The 25800-nt window shown below is 39.0% G+C and carries 21 protein-coding genes, 1 tRNA gene and 2 pseudogenes; 17 read left to right on the top strand and 7 right to left on the bottom strand.

What is annotated here, in order from left to right:
• Positions 1 to 441: LytTR family DNA-binding domain-containing protein (locus Q8M41_RS06530; RefSeq protein ID WP_305364446.1), on the top strand; the 441-nt coding region annotated here is incomplete at its 5' end.
• Between the two features lie 45 nt (positions 442 to 486).
• On the opposite strand, the gene Q8M41_RS06535 is transcribed toward Q8M41_RS06530, so the two are convergent.
• Complete coding sequence (locus Q8M41_RS06535) at positions 487 to 1218, bottom strand: ThuA domain-containing protein (RefSeq protein ID WP_305364447.1); 732 nt, start codon at positions 1216 to 1218, stop codon at positions 487 to 489.
• A 615-nt stretch (positions 1219 to 1833) separates the two neighbouring features.
• Here Q8M41_RS06535 and Q8M41_RS06540 point away from each other — a divergent pair.
• The 7 genes from Q8M41_RS06540 (at position 1834) to Q8M41_RS06570 (ending at position 16117) form a co-directional block, all read left to right on the top strand.
• Entirely contained in the window at positions 1834 to 4152 is a 2319-nt protein-coding gene (locus tag Q8M41_RS06540; protein ID WP_305364448.1) for a PSD1 and planctomycete cytochrome C domain-containing protein, read from the top strand.
• A gap of 2 nt (positions 4153 to 4154) precedes the next feature.
• Positions 4155 to 5606, top strand: a complete 1452-nt coding sequence (locus Q8M41_RS06545; protein WP_305364449.1) for a DUF1501 domain-containing protein — start codon at positions 4155 to 4157, stop codon at positions 5604 to 5606.
• A 22-nt stretch (positions 5607 to 5628) separates the two neighbouring features.
• Positions 5629 to 6657, top strand: a complete 1029-nt coding sequence (locus Q8M41_RS06550; RefSeq protein ID WP_305364450.1) for a hypothetical protein — start codon at positions 5629 to 5631, stop codon at positions 6655 to 6657.
• A 20-nt stretch (positions 6658 to 6677) separates the two neighbouring features.
• Positions 6678 to 8834, top strand: a complete 2157-nt coding sequence (locus tag Q8M41_RS06555) for a c-type cytochrome domain-containing protein (protein WP_305364451.1) — start codon at positions 6678 to 6680, stop codon at positions 8832 to 8834.
• Between the two features lie 311 nt (positions 8835 to 9145).
• On the top strand, positions 9146 to 10606 hold the full coding sequence (locus Q8M41_RS06560; protein WP_305364452.1) for a right-handed parallel beta-helix repeat-containing protein: 1461 nt from the start codon (positions 9146 to 9148) through the stop codon (positions 10604 to 10606).
• Positions 10607 to 10619: 13 nt separating this feature from the next.
• Entirely contained in the window at positions 10620 to 12968 is a 2349-nt protein-coding gene (locus Q8M41_RS06565; protein ID WP_305364453.1) for a dienelactone hydrolase family protein, read from the top strand.
• Between the two features lie 77 nt (positions 12969 to 13045).
• Complete coding sequence (locus tag Q8M41_RS06570) at positions 13046 to 16117, top strand: c-type cytochrome (protein WP_305364454.1); 3072 nt, start codon at positions 13046 to 13048, stop codon at positions 16115 to 16117.
• A gap of 388 nt (positions 16118 to 16505) precedes the next feature.
• On the opposite strand, the gene Q8M41_RS06575 is transcribed toward Q8M41_RS06570, so the two are convergent.
• The 4 genes from Q8M41_RS06575 to Q8M41_RS06590 all read right to left on the bottom strand — a co-directional run bounded on the left by Q8M41_RS06575 (position 16506) and on the right by Q8M41_RS06590 (position 18553).
• A tRNA-Pro gene (locus Q8M41_RS06575) sits at positions 16506 to 16579 on the bottom strand.
• 263 nt (positions 16580 to 16842) lie between these two features.
• Positions 16843 to 17475 carry an OmpA family protein gene (locus tag Q8M41_RS06580; RefSeq protein WP_305364455.1) on the bottom strand — a complete coding sequence of 211 codons (633 nt, stop codon included), beginning with the start codon at positions 17473 to 17475 and terminating at the stop codon, positions 16843 to 16845.
• 274 nt (positions 17476 to 17749) lie between these two features.
• Positions 17750 to 17998: a hypothetical protein gene (locus tag Q8M41_RS06585; RefSeq protein WP_305364456.1), complete on the bottom strand. Its 249-nt coding sequence runs from the start codon at positions 17996 to 17998 to the stop codon at positions 17750 to 17752.
• A 42-nt stretch (positions 17999 to 18040) separates the two neighbouring features.
• On the bottom strand, positions 18041 to 18553 hold the full coding sequence (locus tag Q8M41_RS06590) for a hypothetical protein (RefSeq protein ID WP_305364457.1): 513 nt from the start codon (positions 18551 to 18553) through the stop codon (positions 18041 to 18043).
• 204 nt (positions 18554 to 18757) lie between these two features.
• On the opposite strand from Q8M41_RS06590, the gene Q8M41_RS06595 reads away from it, so the two are divergent.
• From Q8M41_RS06595 to Q8M41_RS06605, 3 genes are all read left to right on the top strand, one after another.
• On the top strand, positions 18758 to 19249 hold the full coding sequence (locus Q8M41_RS06595) for a hypothetical protein (RefSeq protein ID WP_305364458.1): 492 nt from the start codon (positions 18758 to 18760) through the stop codon (positions 19247 to 19249).
• 86 nt (positions 19250 to 19335) lie between these two features.
• A complete protein-coding gene (azu, locus tag Q8M41_RS06600) occupies positions 19336 to 19839 on the top strand; it encodes an azurin (RefSeq protein WP_305364459.1) in 504 nt (167 codons plus the stop codon).
• 109 nt (positions 19840 to 19948) lie between these two features.
• Positions 19949 to 20437 (top strand): hypothetical protein, encoded by a 489-nt coding sequence (locus Q8M41_RS06605; protein WP_305364460.1) that lies wholly within the window; start codon positions 19949 to 19951, stop codon positions 20435 to 20437.
• Between the two features lie 602 nt (positions 20438 to 21039).
• On the opposite strand, the gene Q8M41_RS06610 is transcribed toward Q8M41_RS06605, so the two are convergent.
• On the bottom strand, positions 21040 to 21432 hold the full coding sequence (locus tag Q8M41_RS06610; RefSeq protein WP_305364461.1) for a hypothetical protein: 393 nt from the start codon (positions 21430 to 21432) through the stop codon (positions 21040 to 21042).
• Positions 21429 to 21584: pseudogene (locus Q8M41_RS18195) on the bottom strand (type II toxin-antitoxin system HicA family toxin); the annotation flags it as partial. The pseudogene Q8M41_RS18195 and the gene Q8M41_RS06610, both read right to left, overlap by 4 nt.
• A gap of 174 nt (positions 21585 to 21758) precedes the next feature.
• On the opposite strand from Q8M41_RS18195, the gene Q8M41_RS06615 reads away from it, so the two are divergent.
• From Q8M41_RS06615 to Q8M41_RS06640, 6 genes and pseudogenes are all read left to right on the top strand, one after another.
• Positions 21759 to 22298, top strand: coding sequence for an ATP-binding protein (locus tag Q8M41_RS06615; protein ID WP_305364462.1), 540 nt, complete (start codon positions 21759 to 21761; stop codon positions 22296 to 22298).
• Between the two features lie 192 nt (positions 22299 to 22490).
• A pseudogene (locus Q8M41_RS06620) lies at positions 22491 to 22718 on the top strand (DUF5712 family protein); the annotation flags it as partial.
• Positions 22719 to 22764: 46 nt separating this feature from the next.
• Positions 22765 to 23202, top strand: a complete 438-nt coding sequence (locus tag Q8M41_RS06625; protein WP_305364463.1) for a nuclear transport factor 2 family protein — start codon at positions 22765 to 22767, stop codon at positions 23200 to 23202.
• A 5-nt stretch (positions 23203 to 23207) separates the two neighbouring features.
• A complete protein-coding gene (locus Q8M41_RS06630; RefSeq protein ID WP_305364464.1) occupies positions 23208 to 23435 on the top strand; it encodes a hypothetical protein in 228 nt (75 codons plus the stop codon).
• 102 nt (positions 23436 to 23537) lie between these two features.
• Entirely contained in the window at positions 23538 to 23963 is a 426-nt protein-coding gene (locus tag Q8M41_RS06635) for a lipocalin-like domain-containing protein (RefSeq protein ID WP_305364465.1), read from the top strand.
• A 328-nt stretch (positions 23964 to 24291) separates the two neighbouring features.
• Positions 24292 to 25608 (top strand): serine hydrolase, encoded by a 1317-nt coding sequence (locus Q8M41_RS06640; RefSeq protein ID WP_305364466.1) that lies wholly within the window; start codon positions 24292 to 24294, stop codon positions 25606 to 25608.
• Positions 25609 to 25800: the final 192 nt, after the last annotated feature.

Genomic DNA, 25800 nt, shown 5'->3' on the forward strand with positions numbered 1-25800 from the left:
GCCCTGGATTATTTGCTTAAACCTGTATCCTTTGACCGCTTCCTGAGAGCTATGGAGAAAGTTTATGAGCACTTTGGATTTACTGCCCGGCAGAATATTCAAACCGGGATTATGCCTGCAAGAAATCAGGATATCTTTCTATATCTCAAGGTTGAAAGAAAAATGGTCAAAGTAGATGTGAAGGATATTTTGTGGATAGAGAGTCAGAAAGATTACATCAAAGTTGTACTAACAGACAAGGAATTAATCTCCAAACAAAAGATCAGCATCCTGGAGGAATTACTCCCGGAGGACGAGTTTCTGAGAATACACCGTTCTTTTATTATTTCAATGAATAAAATTGAAAGTTTTAATTCCAGTAAAATTGAGATAGGCGCTAAAGAACTCCCAATTGGAAGGAATTATAAAAATGACTGCCAGAGACGTTTGAATCATTATTGATATAAAGTTTTGCTTTCAGCTTTGGGCTTTGAGCTTTAAGCTTCCCTATCTCTTTCCTCCCATCGCATAACGTATTCCTTCCAGTATATGCTTCAGAAATAAAGGATTCGTATATTTTTCATCAGCATGACCGAGTGCAGTGTAAAATGACCTTCCTCCTTCAAATTTTCGATACCATGCCATAGGATGAAAAGAACCATTGGTTCCTCCTTTATAGGTACTTTCATCAACAGTAATCAATACTTTTATATCATTGCTGATATTCTTAAAATTATAAAGTTCCTCCTTGATATTCCAGCTTTCAGGAAGGTGTCTTGTGGCTCTGTTCTTTCTGTCAATTACATTGAAAGTAGCAAATTGTTGTACGGGGTGACCATTAAAAATTGCTCCTACGAGTTTACCGTACCAGGGCCAGTTATATCCACCAGCCGAGGCACCATGAATACCCATATAGCCTCCACCATTTCGAATATAAGATTCGAAGGCTCTTTGCTGCAAACTATCCAGCATATCCCCTGAAGTGCTTAAAAACACCACAGCATCATAATTTTTAAGATTATTAATCGTAAATAAGTTTGAATCATTACTGGTGTCGGTCTGAAATTTAAATTCCTGTCCGAGTTTTACTATAGCAGCAATACCTGCGGGAATGGAAGCATGTTTGTAAGCGGCTGTTTTGTAAAATAGCAGGATCTTTTTGGGATGTTTTTGTGCTTTGAGATCAGAAGCAAAGATGCAAGTGAATACCAGTAAAAATATAAGGGTAATTTTATTCATAAATTGATTTTGGAATCACTGTTGTCCGGTAAAAATAAAAAGTTTAAAAATATGCTTTTAAAAAGTATCGTGAACGATTTTATTTCCTGATTTCAAAAAACAAGCCCCGCTGTTAGCACACTCGCTCAATAGGCCCCGCTTTTAAGCGGGGTAAACAAGGAGGATATTCCAGGCTTCAGCCCCAAATAATCCGTTTATACTGGAACACCCGCATCGGGCTTCAGCCCGATTAAATGTTGTCGGCGCTGAAGCACCGGTTTACGTTATTTTCTAACCTGCTATATGTTGGGCTGAAGCCCCGAATTGAATCACGCCGATTACAACCCGCCTAAAGGCGGGCCCTATTGAGCGATACGCCTATACCCCAGATTAAAATAACTCAATCATTAATAAAATACCCTCTTTCCTAAATATGGCAAGAGTTTCAATTCTGCTGCTGGACTAAACCTTAATAAAAACTTTCCCCGGACACTAGTGATTAAGGAATCAGGATTCTTATTGTTTAAGCCTTATGTAGATCAGGTTAAAAGGATAAAAAAAATTGATTATAGTAATCCGCAGGTATTCTTATATTAGATAAAATAAATAAACCGATCATTGGGTAATTGTAAATTTATGAATAAAAGGGTTTCGCTTTTAGTTCTTATTATCACAATAATTCTCTACAGCATTCAGGCATGTAATACGGCAACAGAAAAGGCAGAAGTGCGTATTCCTGATAAAGTCAGCTACAATTTTGACATCAGGCCAATTTTATCGGATAAGTGTTTTTCCTGTCATGGTCCCGATGGAAATAAGCGGGAAGCTGGTCTCAGACTTGATAATGAAGAAAGTGCTTATAAAGCTTTGAAAGAAAATCCGGGTGCTCATGCCCTTGTTCCAGGTAAACCCGAACTTTCTGAGGTTTTTCTGCGAGTATCGACAAAAGATACTGCGATTATGATGCCCCCGCCATCATCCAATCTGAAATTATCATCCAATGAAATTAAACTGATTAAAAAATGGATAGATCAGGGAGCCAAATATGAAACTCATTGGTCATTCGTAAAACCAAAGAAAGCACCTCTGCCAGAATCCGAAGATCCGGATTGGGTTAAAAATGAAATTGATTATTTCATTTTAAATAAACTGGAGCAAAAAGGTTTGACCCCAAATCCGGAGGCTCAAAAGGAATATTTATTAAAGCGTTTAAGTCTGGACCTGACAGGCTTGCCGCCGGAATTGGATTTAATGGATGCTTTTCTTGCGGATAATAGTCCTGAGGCTTACGAAAAGCTCGTAGATCAGTTATTAAAAAGTCCGGCATACGGAGAGAAAATGGCTCTCCATTGGCTCGATGTTGCACGCTATGCTGATTCACATGGTTTTCAGGATGATAGTTATCGTTCCCAATGGCCATGGAGGGACTGGGTAATTTATTCGTTTAACAGAAATCTCCCATATGATAAATTCATTACCTATCAGCTTGCCGGCGATTTGATTCCAAATGCCACAAAGGAGCAGATTCTGGCTACCGGTTTTAACCGGAATCACAAAATTACTGAGGAGGGTGGCGTTGTAGATGAAGAATATCGTGTCTCTTACGTGATTGACCGAACCAATACCTTTTCAAAGTCTTTGATAGGGGTCACCTTGGAATGTGCTCAATGCCACGACCATAAATACGATCCATTCTCTCAGAAAAACTATTATCAACTCTATTCCTTCTTTAATAATGTGAAGGAAGTCGGAATAGAATCAACAGTTGGTGGACCGGAGACCTATGCCAAAAAACCAATGATTGAGATCAGTAATGATGAGGTCAATAAAATCCTGAAGTTTATCAATAAACAGGACACCAACAAACTGATTGTATCCGTTATGGGTGACCGGGATACACTAAGAAAAACCTTTATACTTGATCGCGGTGCTTATGATGCTCCCGGTGCAGAAGTAAATGCTGGCACACCTGAATCCATTTTGGCATTCGATCCTAAATTTCCAAAAAACAGACTTGGACTTGCACAATGGTTATTTGATAAACGCAATCCGCTTACGTCCAGAGTCTTTGTAAATCAGCTCTGGCAGGAAATTTTTGGACGTGGAATCGTTAAAACTTCTGGTGATTTTGGTATGCAGGGTGAATTACCTACACATCCTGAGCTACTGGATTGGCTGGCGGTTGATTTCATGAACAATGGGTGGAATATGAAGCGCCTTGTTAAACAAATGGTTATGTCGGCAACCTACCGGCAATCGGCAGTGATTAGCCCCGAAAAATTAAAAGCAGATCCTGAAAATGTATTTCTTTCAAGGGCACCGCGTTACAGAATCAAAGCAGAACTTGTGCGGGATCTGGTTCTTTCAAGCAGCGGTTTATTGGTTAAAACTATTGGAGGTCCAAGTGTAAAGCCTTACCAGCCACCTGGACTCTGGGAAAATGCCAGCTCAGGACGCGGAATATTGAGAAACTATAAACAGGATCATAGTGCCGATCTATACCGCCGGGGGATGTATACCTTTATTAAACGAACTGTTCCACCACCGGTTATGGGAATTTTTGATGCAAGTAACCGGGATCAATGTGAAGTAAATCGATTAAAAACTAATACTCCGCTTCAGGCTTTGATCATGATGAACGATCCGACGGTACTTGAAGCATCGAGGGTATTGGCTGCCAAACTTGATGGGGAACCAATAGAAGCGAAAGAAAAGGTGATCAGGGCTTTTCGTTTAATTGTTTGCAGAAAACCCAGTGAAAAGGAAATTGATGTACTAACTTCTTATTATTCCGATCAGCTCAATATATTTAAGAAGCAAAAAAATCGCGCTGAAAGCCTTCTTTCCATAGGAGAGTACCCATTACCTCAAAACTTGAATAAAAGCTCTGTAGCTGCCTGGATGCAGGTCATATCGGCATTGTACAATCTTGAAGAAACCATTACAAAAACTTAATCATGCAAAAAGATTTTCTGGAACATGGATTAAACTTTAACCGGCGTCGCTTCCTGTCCCGACTAAGTCTTGGACTTGGTAGTGCTGCTTTAGGCTCACTATTAGTACCGGATCTTTTTTCCGGTGATTCTGCAGATTCCGGATTTGTACCCGGACTTCCGCATTTTGCGCCTAAAGCCAAACGGGTGATCTATCTCTTTCAGAATGGGGCACCCTCACAGCTTGAACTATTTGATTATAAGCCCAAATTAAGAGATTTAGCGGGGCAGGATCTTCCATCTTCTGTGAGAGGTATGCAAAGGCTAACCGGAATGACTGCTAACCAGAAATCTTTTCCTATGGTTGGCTCATTTGCTAATTTTAAGCAATATGGCGAATCGCGAAATTGGATAAGTGACATGCTTCCATATACAGCAAAAGTTGTAGATGATATTTGTATCATTAGATCAATGCATACGGAGGCCATCAATCATGATCCGGCATTAACCTTTTTTCAGACGGGAGCACAGCAAGGTAACCGCCCGAGTATGGGTTCCTGGTTGAGTTACGGACTTGGAAGTGAGAATAAAAATCTCCCTTCCTTTACGGTATTACTTTCAAGAGGTAAAGGTAATAGTCAGGGTGTTTATTCTAAGTTATGGGCTAGTGGTTTTCTCGACTCAATACATCAGGGAGTTCAATTTAGTAGTGGAGATGATCCAGTACTCTATTTAAATGATCCTGATGGGATGAATAAGTTTGAGCGGAGGAAGTTTCTGGATCAGATCTCTAAAATTAATCAGCTTTCGTACGAAGAATTTGGTGATCCGGAGATAAGTACCAAAATTCAGCAATATGAAATGGCTTACCGGATGCAAACAGCTGTTCCCGAAATTATGGATCTATCAAAGGAGCCGGATGATATCATCAAACTATACGGTACTGATTCAATGACTCCCGGAACCTTTGCTGCCAATTGTTTACTTGCACGTAAATTATCGGAAAATGGTGTTCGTTTTGTTCAACTCTATCATCAGGGATGGGATCATCATGGTAATCTACCTACAGAAATAGCCTCACAAGCCAAAGATGTAGATCAGGCATCGGCTGCATTGATTACCGATCTGAAGCAAAGGGGATTACTGGATGAAACCCTTGTAATTTGGGGTGGAGAGTTTGGACGTACAAATTATAGTCAGGGGAACTGGACGGCAGAAAATTATGGCCGTGATCATCACCCAAGATGTTTCAGTATCTGGATGGCCGGTGGAGGAATAAAGCCGGGTATTTCTTATGGTGAAACTGATGATCTGGGTTATAATATTGTGAAAGACCCGGTTCATGTGCATGATTTCCAGGCTACTATCCTGAATCAGTTGGGTCTGGATCATGAAAAACTGATATTTAAACACCTCGGAAGAAGATATCGCCTTACTGACGTCTCGGGTAAGGTGATCAATGACATTTTAGCTTAACAAATTCAGTTTAATTCAATTTATGAATAGAAGAAAATTCGTTCAGAATACGGCAGGACTTACCGCAGGTCTTTTAATTACTAAAGACTTATTCGCAAAGGATAAAGGACCTGTTTATGGCCACAACGGTATGCGTTATACCCTTGATACGAGTTGGGGTCAATTGGATTCAGCAAAATATCCGGTTAAAGACTGTCATGAAATGGTTCAGGATAAAAAGGGTAGGATCATCCTGCTTACGAATGAAACCAAAAATAATGTATTGATTTATAATAAATCAGGTAAGCTTCTCGAGTCCTGGGGTAATGAATTTCCAGGTGGGCATGGTCTCACTTTGGCTGATGAAAACGGCACTCAATTTCTTTATATAACGGATACTGAAAAACATCAGGTCTATAAAACCACGATGACTGGTAAGATATTGATGACCATTGATGTACCTATGGAAACAGGGATTTATAAGAATGCAAAAGAATTCGTTCCCACTGAAGTAGCTGTTGATACAAATGGTGATTTCTTTGTTGCCGATGGGTATGGAGCTCAATATATCTTACATTATGATGCTTCGGGTAAACTAAAGGGCTATTTTGGTGGAAAAGGAGCAGGTGATGAGTACCTGGACAATGCTCATGGTATAGTAATTGACCGCCGTTATGCTCAGCCAAGTCTATTGGTGACTGATAGAACCCGTAATTGCTTCAAAAGATTCTCAATGGATGGCAAACTTCGGGAAATCATCAAATTACCCGGAGCTTGTGTTTGCCGTCCGGTAATAAAAAACAACCATTTATATGCTGCTGTGTTGCGTTCCCCAAGTTTGGCAAATGCCGGATCAGGTTTCGTTACTATTTTAAATAAGGAGAACAAAGTTGTCTCAAATATCGGTGGTACCGAACCAATCTATAATAAGGATGCCCAATTGCAGACCATGACCCAGGCAGAGAAGATTTTTGTTCACCCGCATGATGTTTGTGTTGATGACGATGAAAATCTTTATGTCGCACAATGGGCATCAGGGAAAGTATATCCTTATAAATTTAAACGAGTCTAACATTTAATCCTGGTATTTATATGAAGATCAATCTGAAAGCTTATTCGGGCAATATTTTACTGTTTCTTAATACCCTGATCGTTTTTTTATTGATTTTCGAAAATGAACTGATCATCCCCGGATGGCTGCAGCCTCTGGGTAGAATGCACCCTATGCTCTTGCATTTTCCAATAGTTTTGCTGCTCGTTTCTTTAATAATGGAATTCTTCCAGTTTAAAATTAATGAGGATAGCAGAGTTTTCTATAAAAGTATTACAAGCAGGATTATGTTCGCAGGAATTTTGCTTGCAGCAATAACGGTTATCATGGGTATTTTTCTGTCCCTTGAAGACTCGTATGAGGGCGGAGAAGTATTGAATTGGCATAAATGGTCGGGAGTAAGCATTGTATTTTTAGCCTCTTTAATTTTTATTTTCAGAGCTTCAATTTGGTATAATGATGCTATGACTAAAGCTGGTGCCATTATTTTAAGTTTCACTATTGTATTGGCAGGACATTTTGGAGCTGTGCTCACACATGGTGAAAATTTCGTTCTTGAGCCGATAACAAAAAGTCAGCTTGTGCCAATTGAGCAGGCATTGGTCTATGACCATGTCATTCAACCGATTTTTCAGGAGAAATGTGTAAGCTGCCATAGTGACGAGAAGTTAAAAGGTAAGTTAAAGCTGACGGATTCAGCTTCAATTATGAAAGGTGGAAAGACTGGCAAACTGTATGTTCCCGGTGATCCCAAGGTCAGCCTTTTATTGGAACGAATACATATGCCTCTAAGCAATAAAAAGCATATGCCGCCTTCAGGAAAACCGCAATTAAGCCCTGAAGAAGTTAGAATTCTCTTTCAATGGATCAAAGATCGTCCGGATTTCAAGAAAAGGGTAATGGATCTGCCTGCAAATGATTCCCTGCGAATTCTGGCAGCAGCACGCCTGAAACCATTTGTTAAAGTCGGGGAGGATTATGATTTTGCTGCTGCAGACGAAGAAACAATTGAAGATTTAAATAATTTTTATCGGATGGTTAGTCCCGTTTCAAGGGAATCACCAGCTTTAGCGGTTAGTTTTTTTAGTAAGAACGCCTATAATTCTAAATCTCTTGAAGAATTGTCGGAGATTAAGGAGCAGATTGTTTCGCTCAGATTAAGCAGGATGCCAGTGAAAGATGAGGACCTGGATTTTATTTCTAAACTGAAAGAATTACGAAAACTGGATTTGAATTTTACCGACATCAATGGTAGTGGACTGCAGGATCTGAGTGCTTTGAAAAAGCTGCAGGTTTTATCATTATCAGGCACAAAGGTTAAAGTTCAGCAGTTATTACCACTCATTTCCAATAAAAACCTCCGTGAATTATCTGTATGGAATACTTCACTCACTGAAAAAGATATACTTCAATTAAAGAAAGTCAATAGCTCTCTGAACATCATTACGGGATTTAAAGATGATGGGACAACTTTGATCCAGTTATCTAAGCCCTTCCTCAAAAACAATTCAAGGGTATTCCTGAGCCGGACAAATGTTCAGCTAAATCACCCGAGAAAGGATGTAATCATAAGATATACACTTGATGGAAAAGACCCTGACAGCCTGACTTCTCCAGTTTTTAAAAAGGATATCATGATTACTGAGAATGCTGTTATAAGAGCTAAAGCCTATAAAGCCGGATGGAAAAGCAGCGAGGTCAGCAATTTTACATTTTACAGATCAGCATTTAAACCCGACAGTATCAGTTTATTGAGTATTCCTGATATCAATTATAAAGGGAACGGAACCAAGACCTTAATCGATGGACAACTTGCTGAAACTGACATCAACAATACAAACTGGCAGGGTTTTAAAGAAAAGGATATGATTGTGATTCTGAATTTTAAAAAGCCAGCCATGATTAGTTCAACGGTATTGAATTCAATCGTAAATGTTAATTCATCAGTGTTTCCTCCAGGCCGTATTGAAGTTTATGGTGGATCAGATCTGAATAATTTAAAATTGCTGAATTCCTATGATCCAAAAATGCCGGCTCAAGAAGATCCACAGCAATCCAATAAATATGAGGTCAAATTTAAACCTGCTTTGGTTTCCTATTTAAAAATTATTGCAAAGCCAGTTAAAAAACTGCCTTCATGGCATCCTGCTAAGGGGAAACCAGCTTTTATTCTTTTTGATGAGATACTGATAAATTAGTTTAATTAAATAAGTTCGATATATAAATAAAAACAATCAATATTTAACCACATAGTTTGATTAATATTATAATTTAAATAACACATAGTTTGTTGCTACACTTAGATTGAAGCAAAGCTTCAAAAACTATGTGTCTTTAACGAAAAATAGCAGCTATAAATCCTATGTTTCTATATGTTTTTTTAATATACCGTCGAGTTCAGGTTAATTATTGTTAATAATCTTTTTGGAAGAGCTCTTAAAGCTATACATTAATCAATTAGAGTGAAATAATCAATTATTTTCTATTTTAAAACTGGTGATCTTATATTATGCAAGGCCTTTTGATTAATTTTCTTCAGCGCCTGTTTGTCTGCCTTACAATTTGCCTGAGTTATGAAATCAGCTATGCCGTAAATGTTAAAGATTTCGGCGCAAAAGGAGATGGTAAAACAGATGATACAAGAGCAATCGCTACTGCCATATCTGGTGCTACCGATGGTCTAGTTGAGTTTCCCCGGGGCACTTACAGAATAACTAAAACTATTGAAATAGACCTGTCCCTTCAGGGTACACTTGGTCTTTCAGGTCGTGGAGCAAGTGCAAACATTATCATGGCAGGAGAGGGACCCGCTTTTCGTTTTATCGGTTCCCATGATAAGGGATCAGCCTTGCCGGCATCAGTTAAGCAGCTAACCTGGGATAAAGAGCGGATGCCATTGATCGATGCCCTTGAAATTGTAGGGGATCATATTAATGCCGATGGCATAGAGCTCAAAAATACCTTTATGCCCACACTGCGCGCCCTGCTGATCAGAAACGTGCGGAATGGGATACATTTGACTTCCCGAAATAGGAATGTTCTGATTGATGCATGTCATGTGTATAATAATAGTGGTATCGGTATATTCTTAGATCAGGTAAATATCCACCAGTTTATTATCAGCGACAGTCATATCAGTTATTGTAAAAAAGGAGGCATCAGTGTTATTAACAGCGAAATTCGCAATTTTCAGATAACAGGAAATGATATAGAATATAATTGCGATCCTGAAGGATCTCCCTCCGCTGATATTCTGGTGGATTGCACACGAGGTGGAAGTGTTAGGGAAGGAACAATATCGGGTAACACTATTCAGGCAATACCCAGCCCAGGAGGTGCAAATATTCGATTTTTGGGTTTAAACAGTAATCCGGATAAGATAGGTTTATGGAGCATTACCGGCAACCATATCAGCAATCAGGAACTAAATATTCATCTTGAAAATACCCGTGGAATTAGCATCACAGGAAATACCTTCATTCGTGGATATAATCATCATTTGCTGATTAATAATGGTCGTAATCTGATTATAAATGGAAATGTGTTTGATCATAATGAAGATTATTTCCCTTCTCAGCCGTCTGCTTACGGGGGCATTTTGCTAAGTCGCGGCGAAAATGTCATATTGAGTGATAACATCATGGATGGTTCAGGAAATGGGACTGAGGATGAAGGCGGTGCTATTGTAGTAAAAGATAGCCGGGAAATAAGTATCAGTGCCTGCCAAATCAAAAATCCTAATTTCAACGGAATTCAGATTGAACGGAGCACAAATTCGCAGATAATTAATTGTATTATCAGCGAGAGTGCTAAAAATAATGGAATGCAAAGAGGCATATTATTGAAGGGAATATGTACCGGTACTCTGGTAAAGGATAATAGTGTAGCCAGTGGGAAACTAGCTGAAATAAGTAATTATTCAAGTGGAGCTGTTGTGAAAGGGAATATTTCAATTGGGAGCGTTCAATAAATATGAATAAGATATGAAAGTTGATTTAAACAGATTTCTATTGTTTCTGGTTTTGATGGGTATTGGTTTAATGGGTATTGCCCAAACCAATGATTTTCAGAATCCTGACAAAAGCATCAAAGGAAGTACCCTCTTGCTTGAAAATGGAGATTTATCATCCATGATGATTAAGGGCATGGACCGCTTTCTTGAGCGTGAATTGGCTGCATCTGTAAAAGGACGTGCGGGATTTCGCAAGGCTGATTTTTCGAGTCCAGACTCTTATAACAGATCAATCCTCCCAAACCGTAAACGTCTGGCTGAAATAATCGGAATCGCTGATTCTTTGGATGCTGATGTGAAGATGGAATACATTTCATCAGTTTTTTCACCTGCTAAAATTGCTGAAAATGAATACTTTACAGCTTATTCTGTTCGCTGGCATGTATTTGGGGATATTTATGGGGAAGGGATATTGCTGCAACCAAAACTGAAAGTGAAAGCAAGAGTGCTTGCTATTCCGGATGCAGATCAGGAACCTGAGATGCTGGCCGGAATAATGCCCGGATTGCCTGCGGAACTTCAATATGCCCGCCGTCTGGCTGAAAATGGGTGTCAGGTGATTATTCCTGCTTTAATTGACCGTTCTGCCACAGCTTCGGGGAGTACAAGGCTCAACCTTTTCACGAATCAGCCACATCGTGAATGGATTTATCGTCAGGCATTTACCTTTGGCCGTCATATAATTGGATATGAAGTACAAAAAATTAGGGCTACGATAAATTGGTTCGATCAGCAGAACAAAAAAACTGATGCCCCAATAGGAATCCTCGGATGGGCTGAGGGTGGCTTGCTTGGATTTTATACATCTGCTATCGACACCCGCATAGATGCTACACTGGTGAGCGGTTATTTTGGAAAACGTGAAAGAATATGGGAGGAACCTATATACAGGAATTTATTTAGTCTACTTCGTGAATTTGGGGATGCTGAGATTGCGGGTCTGATTGCCCCCAGAAGCCTGCTTATAGAATATTCTGCACCTCCGGATATCAAAGGCCCTCCAGAAGCATTACCAGGGCCTGTTCGTCTGCGCGCAACAGCTGCTCCGGGGAAATTACTTACTCCAATGTTTGCTGATGTAAATTTTGAAGTGGCGAGGGCGAAACAAATCAGCGGATCCTATGGATCATTCATTCAATTGTTGCACGATCAGGAAAAGCTTTTGGAGCCGCTAAATGAAAAAAGTTTGCTCATTTTTCTGAAGCAATTAAGTCCCGAATTAAAATCATTAGTGCGAGCAGGAAAGCCGCCTGTAGAAGCACCAATTCAATCAGATTCGGAAGGCAGGCAGTTACGTCAGCTTGCGGAGTTAGAGGCGTATACTCAGGGATTGATTCAGTCTTCAGCTCATGTCAGAGAAGATTTTTTCTGGAATAAAACAAGCATTTCAAGTCCGGAAGCATGGCGTAAAAGCATGAAACCTTTTCAGGACTATTTCTGGGATAAGGTAATCGGGCGTATTCCTCCTGGTCAAATTGATTTGAACCCGCGCTCTCGGCAAATTATAAATGAAACTAATTGGACAGGTTATGAGGTGACCCTGGACGTTTTACCTGATGTTTTTACTTGGGGCTATCTGTTGCTTCCAAAGGACATTAAGCCGGGAGAAAAACGTCCGGTAATAGTTGTTCAGCATGGCGCGAAAGGTTTACCAAAGGATGTATTGGATAAAAGCAGTATATATAAAGGATTGGCAATGCAATTGGTAGAGCGAGGATATATCGTATTTGCGCCACATTTTCCATGGCTCATGAACGATGATTACCGTGAACTTCAGCGGAAAGCCAATCCTTTGGGTTTGTCAATTTTTTCTGTCATTTTGAACCAACATGAACGTATTTTGGATTGGTTAACAGAACAGCCCTGGGTGGACTCTAAACGAATTGGGCTATACGGACTTTCATGGGGTGGGAAAGTGGCTTTACGGGTGCCTTCGCTTTTAGAGCGTTATAGTCTCAGCATTTCCTCCGGAGATTTTAATGAATGGATCTGGAAAAACGCAACTACCGACTGGCAAGGTAGTTATATGTTTGCGCCTGAATATGAAATGTTTGATTTCAATCTTGGCAGAACTTTCAATTACGCAGAAATGGCTGCGCTTGTTGCACCAAGGGCTTTTATGGTTGAACGGGGACATAGAGATGGGGTGGGGACTGATGAATGGGTTGCTTTTGAATATGCAAAAGTAAATCGGCTTTACGGTAAATTAAAGATCCCGCAAATGACCAAAATTGAGTATTTTGATGGAGTGCATGAAATTAATGCAAAAGGTACTTTTGATTTTATTAAACAACAGTTCAACTGGCCTTTAGATAAATAATCTTCGAAATTATAAGAAATTAGAACAGAGTTTGTCCTAATTATGGATAGATATCTCAAATTACAATATGGAATAATATGAATCTTAAAAATAGTCTGATTTACTTAATATTTTTACTCTTTGCCGGGCTTCAGGCATGTAATACTAATCAGGAAAGCAAAGCACCTGCAATAGAAGATATTGCTGCCAATGAAGATGTAGCGCGTTATATGGAAGCATTCAAAGGACTTGGCGCCCTTACTGATTCAACCCAACCTACCCAGCCTCAGAAAGCGCTTAGTAATTTCCGTATTCCTGATGACCTGAGTATGGACCTGGTCTTATCAGAACCTGATATTGTTCAGCCTGTTGAGCTCAGCTTCGATCACCGTGGCAGGCTTTGGGTGGTTCAATATCATCAGTATCCATATCCTCTTGGGCTAAAAGTGACCAGTGTCGATAATTTTTTACGGGTGCATTTTGACAAGGTACCTGTGGCTCCTCCCGGCGGACTGAAGGGGGCCGATAAGATCAGTATTTTTGAGGATACAGATGGGAATGGAACTTATGATAAATCTACTGACGCGATTAAGGGACTAAATATTGCTACAAGTGTACTGACCGGAAGGGGGAAAATCTGGGTATTGAATCCACCATACCTGCTTTCATATGATGATCCTAATGCAGATGGTATACCTGATGAAGAACCAGAAGTTCATTTAAGTGGATTTGGCTTGGAGGATACCCATGCAGTTGCGAATAGTTTACGATGGGGCCCAGACGGATGGCTTTATGGTGCACAGGGAAGTACCACAACCGCAAATATCAGTTCGGCAGTATCAAAAAATGTTGCCTTTTCGGGACAGGTTATATGGAGATATAATATTGATACTAAAGTATTTGAAGTTTTTGCCGAAGGGGGGGGAAATACTTTTAATGTAGAATTCGACAGTAAGGGAAGACTGTATTCAGGAAATAATGGATCTGATCGTGGCCCTTATTATAAACAGGGGGGATATTATCCGAGGAGTCTGGGTAAACATGGTCCATACACAAACCCCTATACCTTTGGGAACCTTGAAAATATGGAACTTCTGGGTGAAAAAATACGCTTTACACATTCCCTGATCAGATATGAAGGAGGCAGATTACCCGAAAATTATGAAGGTAAAATGATTGCTGTCAATCCATTATTAAATTATGTTCAATTGGGGCGCTTTGAACCTAAGGGTTCAACATTTAGAAATGTAGATGAAAAAATGATTGTTGAAACAAATGATCATTGGTTCAGGCCCGTAAATATCAAGGCAGGCCCTGATGGTGCAATCTATATTGCCGATTGGTATGATAGCAGGCTGTCGCATGTCGATCCCCGTGATACCTGGCATAAAAGTTCGGGCAGGATTTACAGGCTTCGAGCTAAAAATTCTAAGCCTGCATATCAAAATTTTGATCTTAGTAAATTAACAAATGCTCAGTTGATCAAACAGCTTGAAAATAAAAATAAATGGTTCCGCCAGCAGGCTTTGCTGCAGTTTGCTAATCGAAGAGATAAGTCCATTGTACCCAGATTGGTTGATATTTTAAAAACGGGCAATCCGGATCTGGCATTGGAAGCGCTATGGGCCATTAATGTGAGTAGAGGCTTTAGTGATGAAATTGCAGGTATCGCCATGAATCATCAGGATCAATACGTACGGGAATGGGCTGTACGTTTAATAGGAGACAGAAGAAAAGTTTCTCCTGCAATAGCTGGAAGACTGGCTACACTGGCAGCAAGTGAAACCAGTGTGATAGTTAGAAGTCAGCTGGCCGCTACTGCAAAAAGGTTAGCCGGATCATTTGCTATCCCAATATTGAAGAATCTGATTAAATATCATGATGACTCAAATGATCCGGATATTCCCTTACTGATCTGGTGGGCTATGGAATCCAAATCTGAGTCGGACAGGAATGCAATTGTATCCATTTTTGAGGATAAGGGAATATGGCAGAAAAAGCTTGTTCAGAATGTCTTATTGAAACGCTTAATGCAGCGTTACATTATGCCGGCTGGGGATGCAAATTATAGCGCCGCCTCAAAATTGATCAGCCTAGCACCTTCAAAAGTTTATGCTAAAATATTAATCAGCGGACTAAGGGAAGGGCTTCGGGGCAGGGATGCGATAGGTTTATCAGCAGAGCTGACTAAAGTGATTCAGCCTTATCAAGCCGAGCTTTTTGGTGCTCCTTTAGCTCTCGCTGTCCGCCAGGGAAATGTAACAGCTGTGAAAATGGCACTCAGTGTTATTGCCGATGATAATGCTGACTTTGACCACCGCCTGTCTTATATCCTAATTTTTGGTCAAACAAATCAGCCAGAATCTGTTCCTGTTTTATTAGGAATAGTTGAAAGCAGCAAGTCTACAGGGGCAATGAAGGAGGCAGCATTACAAGCCCTGCAACGCTATGATAATCATGAAATTGGTTTGAGAGTGGTCAAAGCGTATCCTCAGTTCAGGGGAGATGCCGGAGTTCGCAATGTGGCGCTGGAATTGTTTGCTACCAGAGCAAGTTGGGCAAATCAGTTATTTATTGCGATCGGAGAAACCAAAAGAATAAGTAAGGAAGATGTATCTGATCAACTCGCCCGCAGATTAAAGTTATTGAATGATACCAAAATCACTGCCCTGGCCGATCGTTACTGGCCAAATGTCAAGCTGTCGAGTTCTTCAGAAAAGAATGAAGCGCTGGCTAAATATTCAAAATTGATTAAAACAGGTTCCGGCGATATTGAAAACGGCAGAGTACTTTACCTGGCCAATTGCGGCTATTGTCACCGCTTGTTTAATGAAGGAGGGAGTATTGGTCCGGATCTTACAGGCTATGAACGCAGTAATGTGAACTACTTTTTGCTGAATATTATCGATCCAAATGCTGATATCAGGGAAGGTTATGGACTTCACCGGATTATCACAACAGATGGACGTACCATAGAAGGTAAGATTGCAGCCAGTAATGGCGATACCCATACCATCCAAACCCAGGCAGGTAATGAAATTATACTTTCTCTGAAACAAATTAAAGAAATGAAAGCCTTACCGGTATCCATTATGCCAGAACGCATACTGGATCGCTTAAAAGATCAGGAAGTCAAGGATATATTTGCTTATATCATGAAGAAGAATTGATTTTTCATTATTATGATATAACTCAAAACTCCGCTTGCAATCTTTTTTATATGGAAAAAGAAGTACAGATGCATTTTAATGATCTGATTCCTTTATTGTCAGCTACAAATTCAATATGCTGAAAATATAAAAAACCATCTCAAATTGTTTATGAGGCGGGTTTAATCAATTGAACTTTTCAGCTGTTAGCTATTTACTACCGGGTAAATATAGGAGGATTAGCTGCGCTGATCCTGAATGGGGGTGTTACAAACTCAAGCCTGACGCTTCTCGTACCTCGAAGCTGGCTTTGTTTTTTTCGCTCTGCCTTCCATCCGCCCGGGGCGGATAAGGCTGTGCAAAAACAACAAAGCCCTTTCTGCTTACAGCAGAAAAGGCTTTTCGTTTGTCGGGGTGGCAGGATTCGAACCTACGACCTCCTGGTCCCAAACCAGGCGCGATACCGGGCTACGCTACACCCCGAACATTTAACAAGTTTTGCCGAAGCATTTCAATTGTTAAGGGATTGCAAAGATAGACTTTTCGGCATTTGTGACAAATATTTTTCAAAATAATTTGAACATATTTTAATGCATTTCTGTAATTGACTGAGAGATAGGCTAAAGGATTTGAATGATTAAGAATATGCTGATTCGATTTAATTAAAAAACCCCGGATCTTTCCGGGGTTTTCTGGTTAATAGGTTAATCTGATCTTATTTATTTGAATATTATCTTTTATCTTATTCAATTCACGTGTCCCAGATTAATGCCGTTATAAACAATATTAAATTCTGTTCTTCTGTTTAATTGTTGCGCGGCCAGGGAGCAGGAAGGATCATTATTACATGGATTTCCCATATCAGGTCTGCCATGTTTTTCAATTTGTAAACGATCAGCAGATATTCCCTGAGAAATCAGATAATTGATTGCTGATTGTGCTCTGTTTGAAGCAAGTTTTTCATTGTATTTAGACATTCTGCTATCAGAGTAGGCAGTAGTGGCTACTCTAATCCCGGGGTTTTCTTTCATCAGGATCACCAGATTATTTAAAACCGGAATAGCATCAGGACGAATAGTAGCATTGTCCAGATCAAAATATATATCGGCGATAGCAAAAGCTTTTTTTAATAAGCTTAGATTGTCAAACACAAATTGCTCAGATACCATATATATTGCTTTTCTGTTCAGGATACCAACTGATTCATTTGCCTTAACATTTGAGCTGGTATTCCCGGGATCAAGCATGCCGGCATTAAAAACTGTAGCAGAATTATGAGCTGCCATATAATTTGCAGATCCGGAGATTTGTGCAAAAACGTCATTTGTTAAAATACTGGTTGATAGAGTTAATACTGCGATAAATAATTTAGCTTTCATATCACTTGTATTTGTATATGATAGTATTACGGACAGTATGCTCATTGGGTTACACGATTATGTGTTTTTTTATTTAAAAAAGATAAAAAAACAGTGGTTTCAATTGTGTAAAAAGAACACATATAAAAATACAAAATATAATTTGCTGAAAATGAGAGAATTATATTTTAAGATTAACCTTTAATAACACCTGGTGCCTGATATGAAAGAAGGAGAATATAAGAGCAAGGAATAAGAACTAACATAATTCAGGGTGCAATTTATATCCCATACATCACTTCACATAAACCCCAATCGGCCCTTTATGCAATTTATCTGCATTTACTTTACTGTTGCCTATAAATAGCTTTTTGGGAGAATATCCTACTATTCCAAGGGATGCATTAAAGTCACTTTTATCAAGAATTTGAAATTTAGCATCAGTTTTAATCAGTTTAGGATTACCGTAGCAACCAAACCACCACTGCCCGGCATAAAATTCTGAGGTTTGTATTCCAAGACGGGTATAGCCGCTTTCGATCACATGTCGCTTAATGAATTTAAAATTCTTGTCGTATTCGTATACTTAATTTTCGTTAAAGCCTACTGGTAATCCTCCAACTACATAAAACTTCCCCTTGTGAAATGACATACCCCCGGCGCCATGAACCAATTCCGGTACCTTATGCCTTGCAAGTTCCTTCAGGTTTCCAGAGTCATAAACAAAAACCCAGGAATCCTCCTGGCCTGCAGGCTGGTTGAATTTACCAAGGTTAACCGCTACATATACTTTTCCACCCTCGTAACACAAATCACCATGATGATTTAACACTCCAATTTTATCCAGTACTTTGCCTTTCAGATCTGTTCTAACCAACTGATTGGTAAAGCTCCAATAAATATTGTTTTTTTTATCGGTGCTGATACCCTGTAAATGCATAGGGTAGAGGCCTTCACATTGAATAGTATCAGTTAGTTTGTAATCATAAATTATACTGTCTTTAGCGGCTACTGGCTTAGGTAATGAGCCAGTAACATTGACTGAAAACATGCTGAATGTTGTGTTCAGTGATAAAAATAGAAGTACCAGGTTTTTCATTTTGAAAATTTATGAGTTTATATATTTCTGTATTGTTGTTCTGTTTATTTCGCCAGCAATGTAGGAAATGAACCTTAAACTAACCATTAACAAATCGTTAACAGGCCGCAGATTAAGTTTTTAAAGCGTATATTTAAATTTATCAGGTTTCTCTGAATTAATCGTTTAATTCCTGTTAACACTCAATAATTTAACCCTATACCTATGAAAAGGACATCTATTTTATTTGCTTGTATTGTTTCTCTGTTTATTTATAGTTGTAATCAGGGTGCAAAAAAGAATCAGGCATTATCTGCAGATACTGCAGCATTGGTTAATAACTGTTATATCGCTGTATTTGAAAAAGATACGGCCTACCTGGAGACCCAAACCGATACTAGTGGTAAGATCACGGGCGACCTGACCATGAACTATGGTGAAGTGCAGCCTAATTCACTAGAGAAAGTAATTAATGTGGGCACAATAGCAGGTGAATTCAGAGGAGACACTCTCTTTGTCGATTATACCCATACCAGTGGTTCAATCAATAAAAAGGGATTTAAAAATCCATTGGCATTTTTGAAGGTAGGTGAAAATCTGGTACTTGGTGTAGGCCAAATTGAAACACATTTAGGGCGGTCATATTTTGTAAAGAATAAACCGATTGACTTTGAAATTGGCAGGTTTAGGTTTGTGCCGGTCGATTGTGAGAAATAAAGATAAAATTGACATTCATCAGATTAAAGCAAGCCTGATAGCACTTACTTTTGTTGGGTAATCAATTATTAAACACAATAAATTATATGAAAAAGTTAAGTCTGTTTGCCATTGTGGCATTATTTGCATTCTCAGCATGCAACAGTAACACAGAAAAATCGGAGAGTACCGGTACGGATACTTTAGCTCAGGAAACTGCAGCTGCACCGGTTGAAAAAGAAGTTTCAATCACAATCAATGCCGGTGATGATATGAAATATGATCTTTCTGAAATTAAGGTTAAGGAAGGTCAAACTGTAAAATTAACGCTGAATCATACCGGTAAATTGGCAAAGGAAGCGATGGGTCATAATTGGGCATTGCTTACTCAGGGAACAATTGTTTCTGACTTTTCAGCGAAAGCTATGCAGGCAAAAGATACAGACTACATTCCTGCTGGCGCTTCAGAGGTAATAGTACATACAAAACTGATCGGTGGCGGTCAATCTGATACCATCGAGTTTGTGGCTCCTGCAAAAGGTGTTTATGAGTTTATCTGTTCTTTTCCGGGACACTCAGCATTGATGAAGGGTACGTTCTACGTTGAATAATCCTGCGACAAGGATTATTCCAATAGAGTAGTTGAAGGGTTCAAGGGAACGTGCTGATAATTAACTGGGTTATAGAAAATTAGATTATCTTGTACCTAAACTATCTCTTATGAAGAAAACTCTCACCCTGCTGTTGCTTGTCATCTCAGTTCAGGCTATTGCACAGACCTATCCTATTACGAGCATTACCATTTCTTTACCCTCAAACCCTGACGCCTTACTGGCAAATAACGCTCTACTAAGTGAGGCAGATGCAATGAAAGCTATTAACTTCAGGTGGACACCGGTTGTTCCAAAACCGCACGAACCGGTGACCTACCGGATAAAAGTGTGGCAGCTTATGCAGGGGCAAAACGGAGCTCAAGCGATGAAAGCTAATCAGCCAATATTCACTAAAGACGTTGATAACATTACACAGGTTGTTATCAATAAATTAGTAACAGGTCCGTGTTTGCCCCCTTATTTATGCAGCTTTATCTGGAATGTGCAGGCTTTGAGCAAAGAGGGAAAACCAATAGGAATTAATAACGGTACAAGCGCCAATGCTTCCTTCAGTGTCAAACAGGACCTCACAAAGGAGCCTGCTAAAAATAGATAGGATTTATCCCGAATATAATTGAGGGAAAAGGCTTCAAAGAAGTGAAGCCACCAGCTACGCTCATTCCTTTTTTATTTTCCCACTTATGCAGAAGCCTTTGGCTTCGCAACACTGTAAAATAAAACCCCGCTTCGGCGGGGCTTCATTTCTCTGCGGAGAAAGGGAACAATTTATGTTAACACAACCTCATAATCAGCATTTTATATTTTTTAAGCCTTTAGAGGGCACCTTCAAATCCGACCAAATAACGCTATTTCTTATATTCAAATATAAGATGAATTAATTTAATCCCGGTTAATTTATACGTTTTTAAAAACATATATCCCGAATCTCCGCCATTCCGGGATCTCTAATACTGAAAAAGAAGTGACACAGAAAAATCTTAAATATTTGATATGAAACCGACCCGGTTCAAACCCGGTGACCGATTTATTGCTTTTAACCACCCATGTTTCTAATTCTTTGAGGATAATCTATTGAACATGTCACAGAATTAGGGTAAATTCTCTTGTATTTTGTAATAAAATAAGGGTGTATTTTTTAAATTATGTAATAGAATTGGGGTTAATTCTTAGCAAATGACAAACGGATATCGTTACAAATTAGAGCAAAAACCGAACTTCGGTAAGTTCCCTGCCTATTTGCTGAACGCCCCGCAAAATACGTTTGGTTTGAATAACAGAAGGTTTTTTAATACCTTTGATATATTGAGCCAAAAGACTTTGGTTCATTCCGATACGTTTGGAAAGTGCCTTTGCATTGATAACTTTGTAAAAGTCAAAGAAACTTTCAAGATCATATTCAAATTGTATTTCCTCAATAGTATAAACAAAGCCCTTTTCCTCAAAAGCAAGGTTTACCGCCTCCAAAACCATTGTATTGAGTTCCTCAAAAGTTTCAGCTCCGGTGGCAATAAAGTTGCCATTTACCAAGGTTTTGGCACTATACCCGGTATCCTCTTTTACAACCGTTATCTTAATCTTTGGCTTTTTCATCGTTTATCTGTTTTAATGTTAGCTTGTTTCAGTATTGAGGTCAATAATCCTTTTTTAACTTCTTTTCCGGCATGGTATGGGACGATTAATTGTTCAGGCTTAATATGGTGCTGCATAATTACATGGCTACCCTTTTGCCTTACTTCAAACCAACCGTCTTTTTTAACATCCTGAAAAGTTCGTTATACTTCATAAACACAAAAGTAATAAATATATTACCTATTACAAACGCTTTTAATAAAAATCTTTTGTCTGAGCGGGTCCTCCGAAGACCCGCCTGACCAAGAGCGCCAAAAGGTGAATACCCTGGACCAGCCATTCGGGAAATGCTCCTGAATGCGTTGGTGCATCAACTATATGCCGCACCTATACAAATAAGAGTGTATGACGACAAAATAAGCATATGGAATGAGGGTTCTTTACCCAAAGGTCTAACTTTGGCTGCTTTAAAACGCTCTCACTCATCAAGAGCAAGAAATCCGATCATTGCAGATGTAAGTTTTAAAGGCGGTTATATTGATGCCTGGGGACGAGGAACCATTAAGATTTTAGACACCTGCATGCAGGCAGACCTTCCGGAACCCGAAATGAAGGAGCAAGGCGGAGGTTTTATCATTACGCTTTTCAAAGACAATTTAACCGAAGACCAATTAGCAAAACTTGGACTGAATGACCGACAATTAAAAGCGGTGAATTTTGTGAAAGAGATAGGGAAAATTACGAATAAAGAATATCAGGAATTAAATGACTGTTCGAGAAATACCGCAAGTAGCAACCTTGGGGATTTAGTTCAGAAGAATATTCTTGTTGGTAGTGATATTAAGGGAGCTGGGGCATTTTATCAGCTAAAATCAATTGTACATTAATTGCACAATAATTGCCTCAATTGCACCATAGAGAATTTAGGGAACTTGAAAAAATGGCGGATATAATGAAGATTTGGCGGATATATAGAACCGGAATACTGGCTTAATCAGCAAAAACAAAACATAAAGCCTTAAGAGGTAAGATTTGCCATAGATAACAACATCGCCAAACTATCATAGGATGATGCCAGCTTTTTTTTAATCAATATCAGCCCCAGCGAAAAGGAGATCAAATATTTAAAAAAACAATATAGCGAAGAAGGGGCTAAACAGCAATTAAAGGAATTTGCTAATAAAGTCATGGATGAGTATGCCAAAAATTTTAAACGGAATAACATTAACAGCAAAGCGACAATACAACTTATTATAAAACAGATGATTATAAATTTTGCACATATAAAAAAGTGCGTATATTTATGAGTAAGCTGCTATTAGGACGAAGAGAGTGCTCTTAAAATATTGAACTATGCAAAAAATACTTTTTCTATTTGTGTTCTTCTTGACTTTTCAATTAACCTATGGACAAAATAAAAATGACAAAAACGTAGAGTTGATAAAATCTGCAAGAGAAGCCTCTAATCAAGCAATCGCAAAGCATGACATTGATGGAATATCCAAATTTTGGTATAATGATTTTGTTCAAATCAGAGGTAATTCAACATACTTAACAGGAAAAGACACAATAGTTGCCTCTTGGAGAAAATTATTCAATGACAATCCAAACGTTGTTTATATTCGGACACCTTCGCAAATTATAATAAGCACCAATGACACATTAGCTTGGGAAAACGGAACATGGAAAGCATTTAATTCTTATAGCAACGGGGGTAATTACTCTGCAATGTGGCGAAAATCTAACGACACCTGGAAAATACTAGCCGAGTTATTTGTTTCATTGTTCTAAAAAAAATGAAAACAGCAGCTTACAATAGGTTTGCCAATAGGCTGGCAGACGAAATAATAATCAGCTACAACTCACTATCAGCAACAGTTCCGGCAGAAGAATATAATTCAGCATTAATTGATATCTTCATCTTTAGTAACAATATTCAGCTTTCGTTACGGGCTGATAATTATAAAATACCAGCCCATCGTCAAGCCTTAATCGTTGTGCGTAATGCAAAACCAGCTCAATAATTTAACCAGCTTAAGACAATGAATATTTTAAAATCAGTATTCGGACTATTAATCTTTTTGACATTGTATAGTTGCGAGACTAAGGTATCCAAAACAAGTAGTATGTTTCATGGTATGTGGCGATTAGACAGATTTGAAGCGTATGACAGTTCATCAAATACTTGGTCTAATGCCATCACCAGAATCGGCTGGAATGGTTACATACTTTATGACGGACAAGGACACATGGGAGTTCACTTAACACCCAAAGGGTATAAAGATTTTGACACAAATAAGAACATTGACAGCTTAACTCATGACGAATTAGTAGCGTTGACAAAGTTTTATAAATCAAACTTTGTTTATTTTTCAGACTACACTCTTACCGATAGTACAGTTGAACACAAACGACTTTCAGCGACTGAGCCTACCAACTGGGGAAAATCATTAACACGGAATTTTGAATTCAAAGCGGACACTTTAATCTTGACAGCACATGAAATTATTGAGGGACAGAAGGTAAGACTTCGTTGGATTAAATTAAAATGAGTACAGTCTGACACATGCACTGCGCAACATGGGTATTGCTGCAAGTGTGGCTGGCACTGGACGTTGTAACCTTCGGCTGTAGTTCGCTATCAGCAGCGGTTTCAGCGGACGTAATTCTGATGGGCTTTTAGTTGTTATCTTGTACTTTTAAATCATTATTGGGCAGCAGTTCCGGGCAGGACGAGCAATGAATTCCACACCTGCAGCAATACCTGTTCGTTGGCAGCAATGGGGGGCCGGTGGACAATAACGGTGTAATTATTAAGTATTGGTTTGACGATAATCAAAATAAACTCATATAAAATGTAAATGTAAAAATGATACTGCTATGAAGAAAATATTTATCGTTGTAATGTTCATAATGAGCCTGAATGAAACGATTGCTCAACAAAATCAAACGAGTAATCACATAAAAGTCATGGATGGTTTTCCGCCCAGTCGGGAAAGTCAAGTAACATTTGATAACTACAGAGAACATCCTTTCAGTCAATGGAGTTTCAGAAATACGGGAGCCCCTATGCATGTGCTGATGATCCCACGGTCGGGTGCGGTTCACGCTTTCAAGGAATCACACGACAACTCCAATGGAAGAAATTTGTCGATGGACACGGAAGGGAATTCCAAAACATTTGAAGACATCTTCAAAGACAACTATGCCGATGGTGTGATTGTGTTGAAGAACAATACCGTTTTGTATGAAAATTATTGGAACGGACTTTCGAAAGATTACCAACACATTTGGTTTTCGGTTTCAAAATCGTTAGCGAGTTCTGCCTTCGGAATATTGGTGGATCAAAATAAAGTAGATTTATCCGCATCGCCAGCCCAATACATTCCTGAATTGAAAGGCAGTGCCTATGAACGCGCCACTATTCAAGACATATTGAATATGTCAACAGCACTTGGGTTTCAGGATAACTATACAGACACTTCTAGTTTTTACTATAAATATTATGGAGCTGCCGCCAATACCCGGTATGTTCCTGGTTCAGACTCCGATACAAAAACATCAGAAGTGTTGGGTACGTATGATTTTTTATTCAAGAAATCTTTCTTGAATAAAGAGTTGGAGCCAGGAATAAAATTTGAATACAATTCTACTAATGTAGACGTCATCAGTTGGATGATTTCAAGATTAACAGGTAAACCTTACCATGATTTTATCAGAGAAAACATCTGGGCAAAAATAGGCGCAGAGCATGATTCTTATATCGTAGCCGATCGTTCCTACACTGCCGTTGCTACAGGAGGCATGAATACTACGTTGCGGGATGCTGCTTTGTTTGGCAATCTGATCCTAAATCATGGTAGCATAGATGGCAAACAGATCATCCCTGCGAAATGGGTAGATGAAACTATCAACCTCACCGACCAAGATAAAGAGCGTTATTCAAGAAATGATGTTTATGTGAAAGCAAAGTTGCCTTGGGTGGCTTATAAAAATTTTTGGTGGATTTTAGATGAGACCAAAGGAGAGTATGCAGCAGTGGGCATTCATGGACAGGTGATCTACATCAATCGTTCTGTCAATGTGGTGATTGCCTATTTCTCTAGCCAGCCTCAAGCATCGTCTGTTGCAGGATATAAACCTTTTGTGTCAAAGTTGAATGCTTGTAGAGAGTTGACGAAGAAGATGAACAAGTAAATTCAAATTACAAGCCTAATGAACGAAATCCCACAGCTGCCAACAAAAGTATTTGCAAAAGCAGGGCGGGACAATAAAATTTTCAGCTTCAGCTCTTCTTCAGCTTTGGTTATCGGCAGGACATTATGAATTTGACTTAAGTTGTTATCTTGTACATTAGTTTTTCAATCATCATTTGTTCGGGCACGAACT

This window comes from Daejeonella sp. (assembly GCF_030684675.1).
Classification (GTDB): domain Bacteria; phylum Bacteroidota; class Bacteroidia; order Sphingobacteriales; family Sphingobacteriaceae; genus Daejeonella.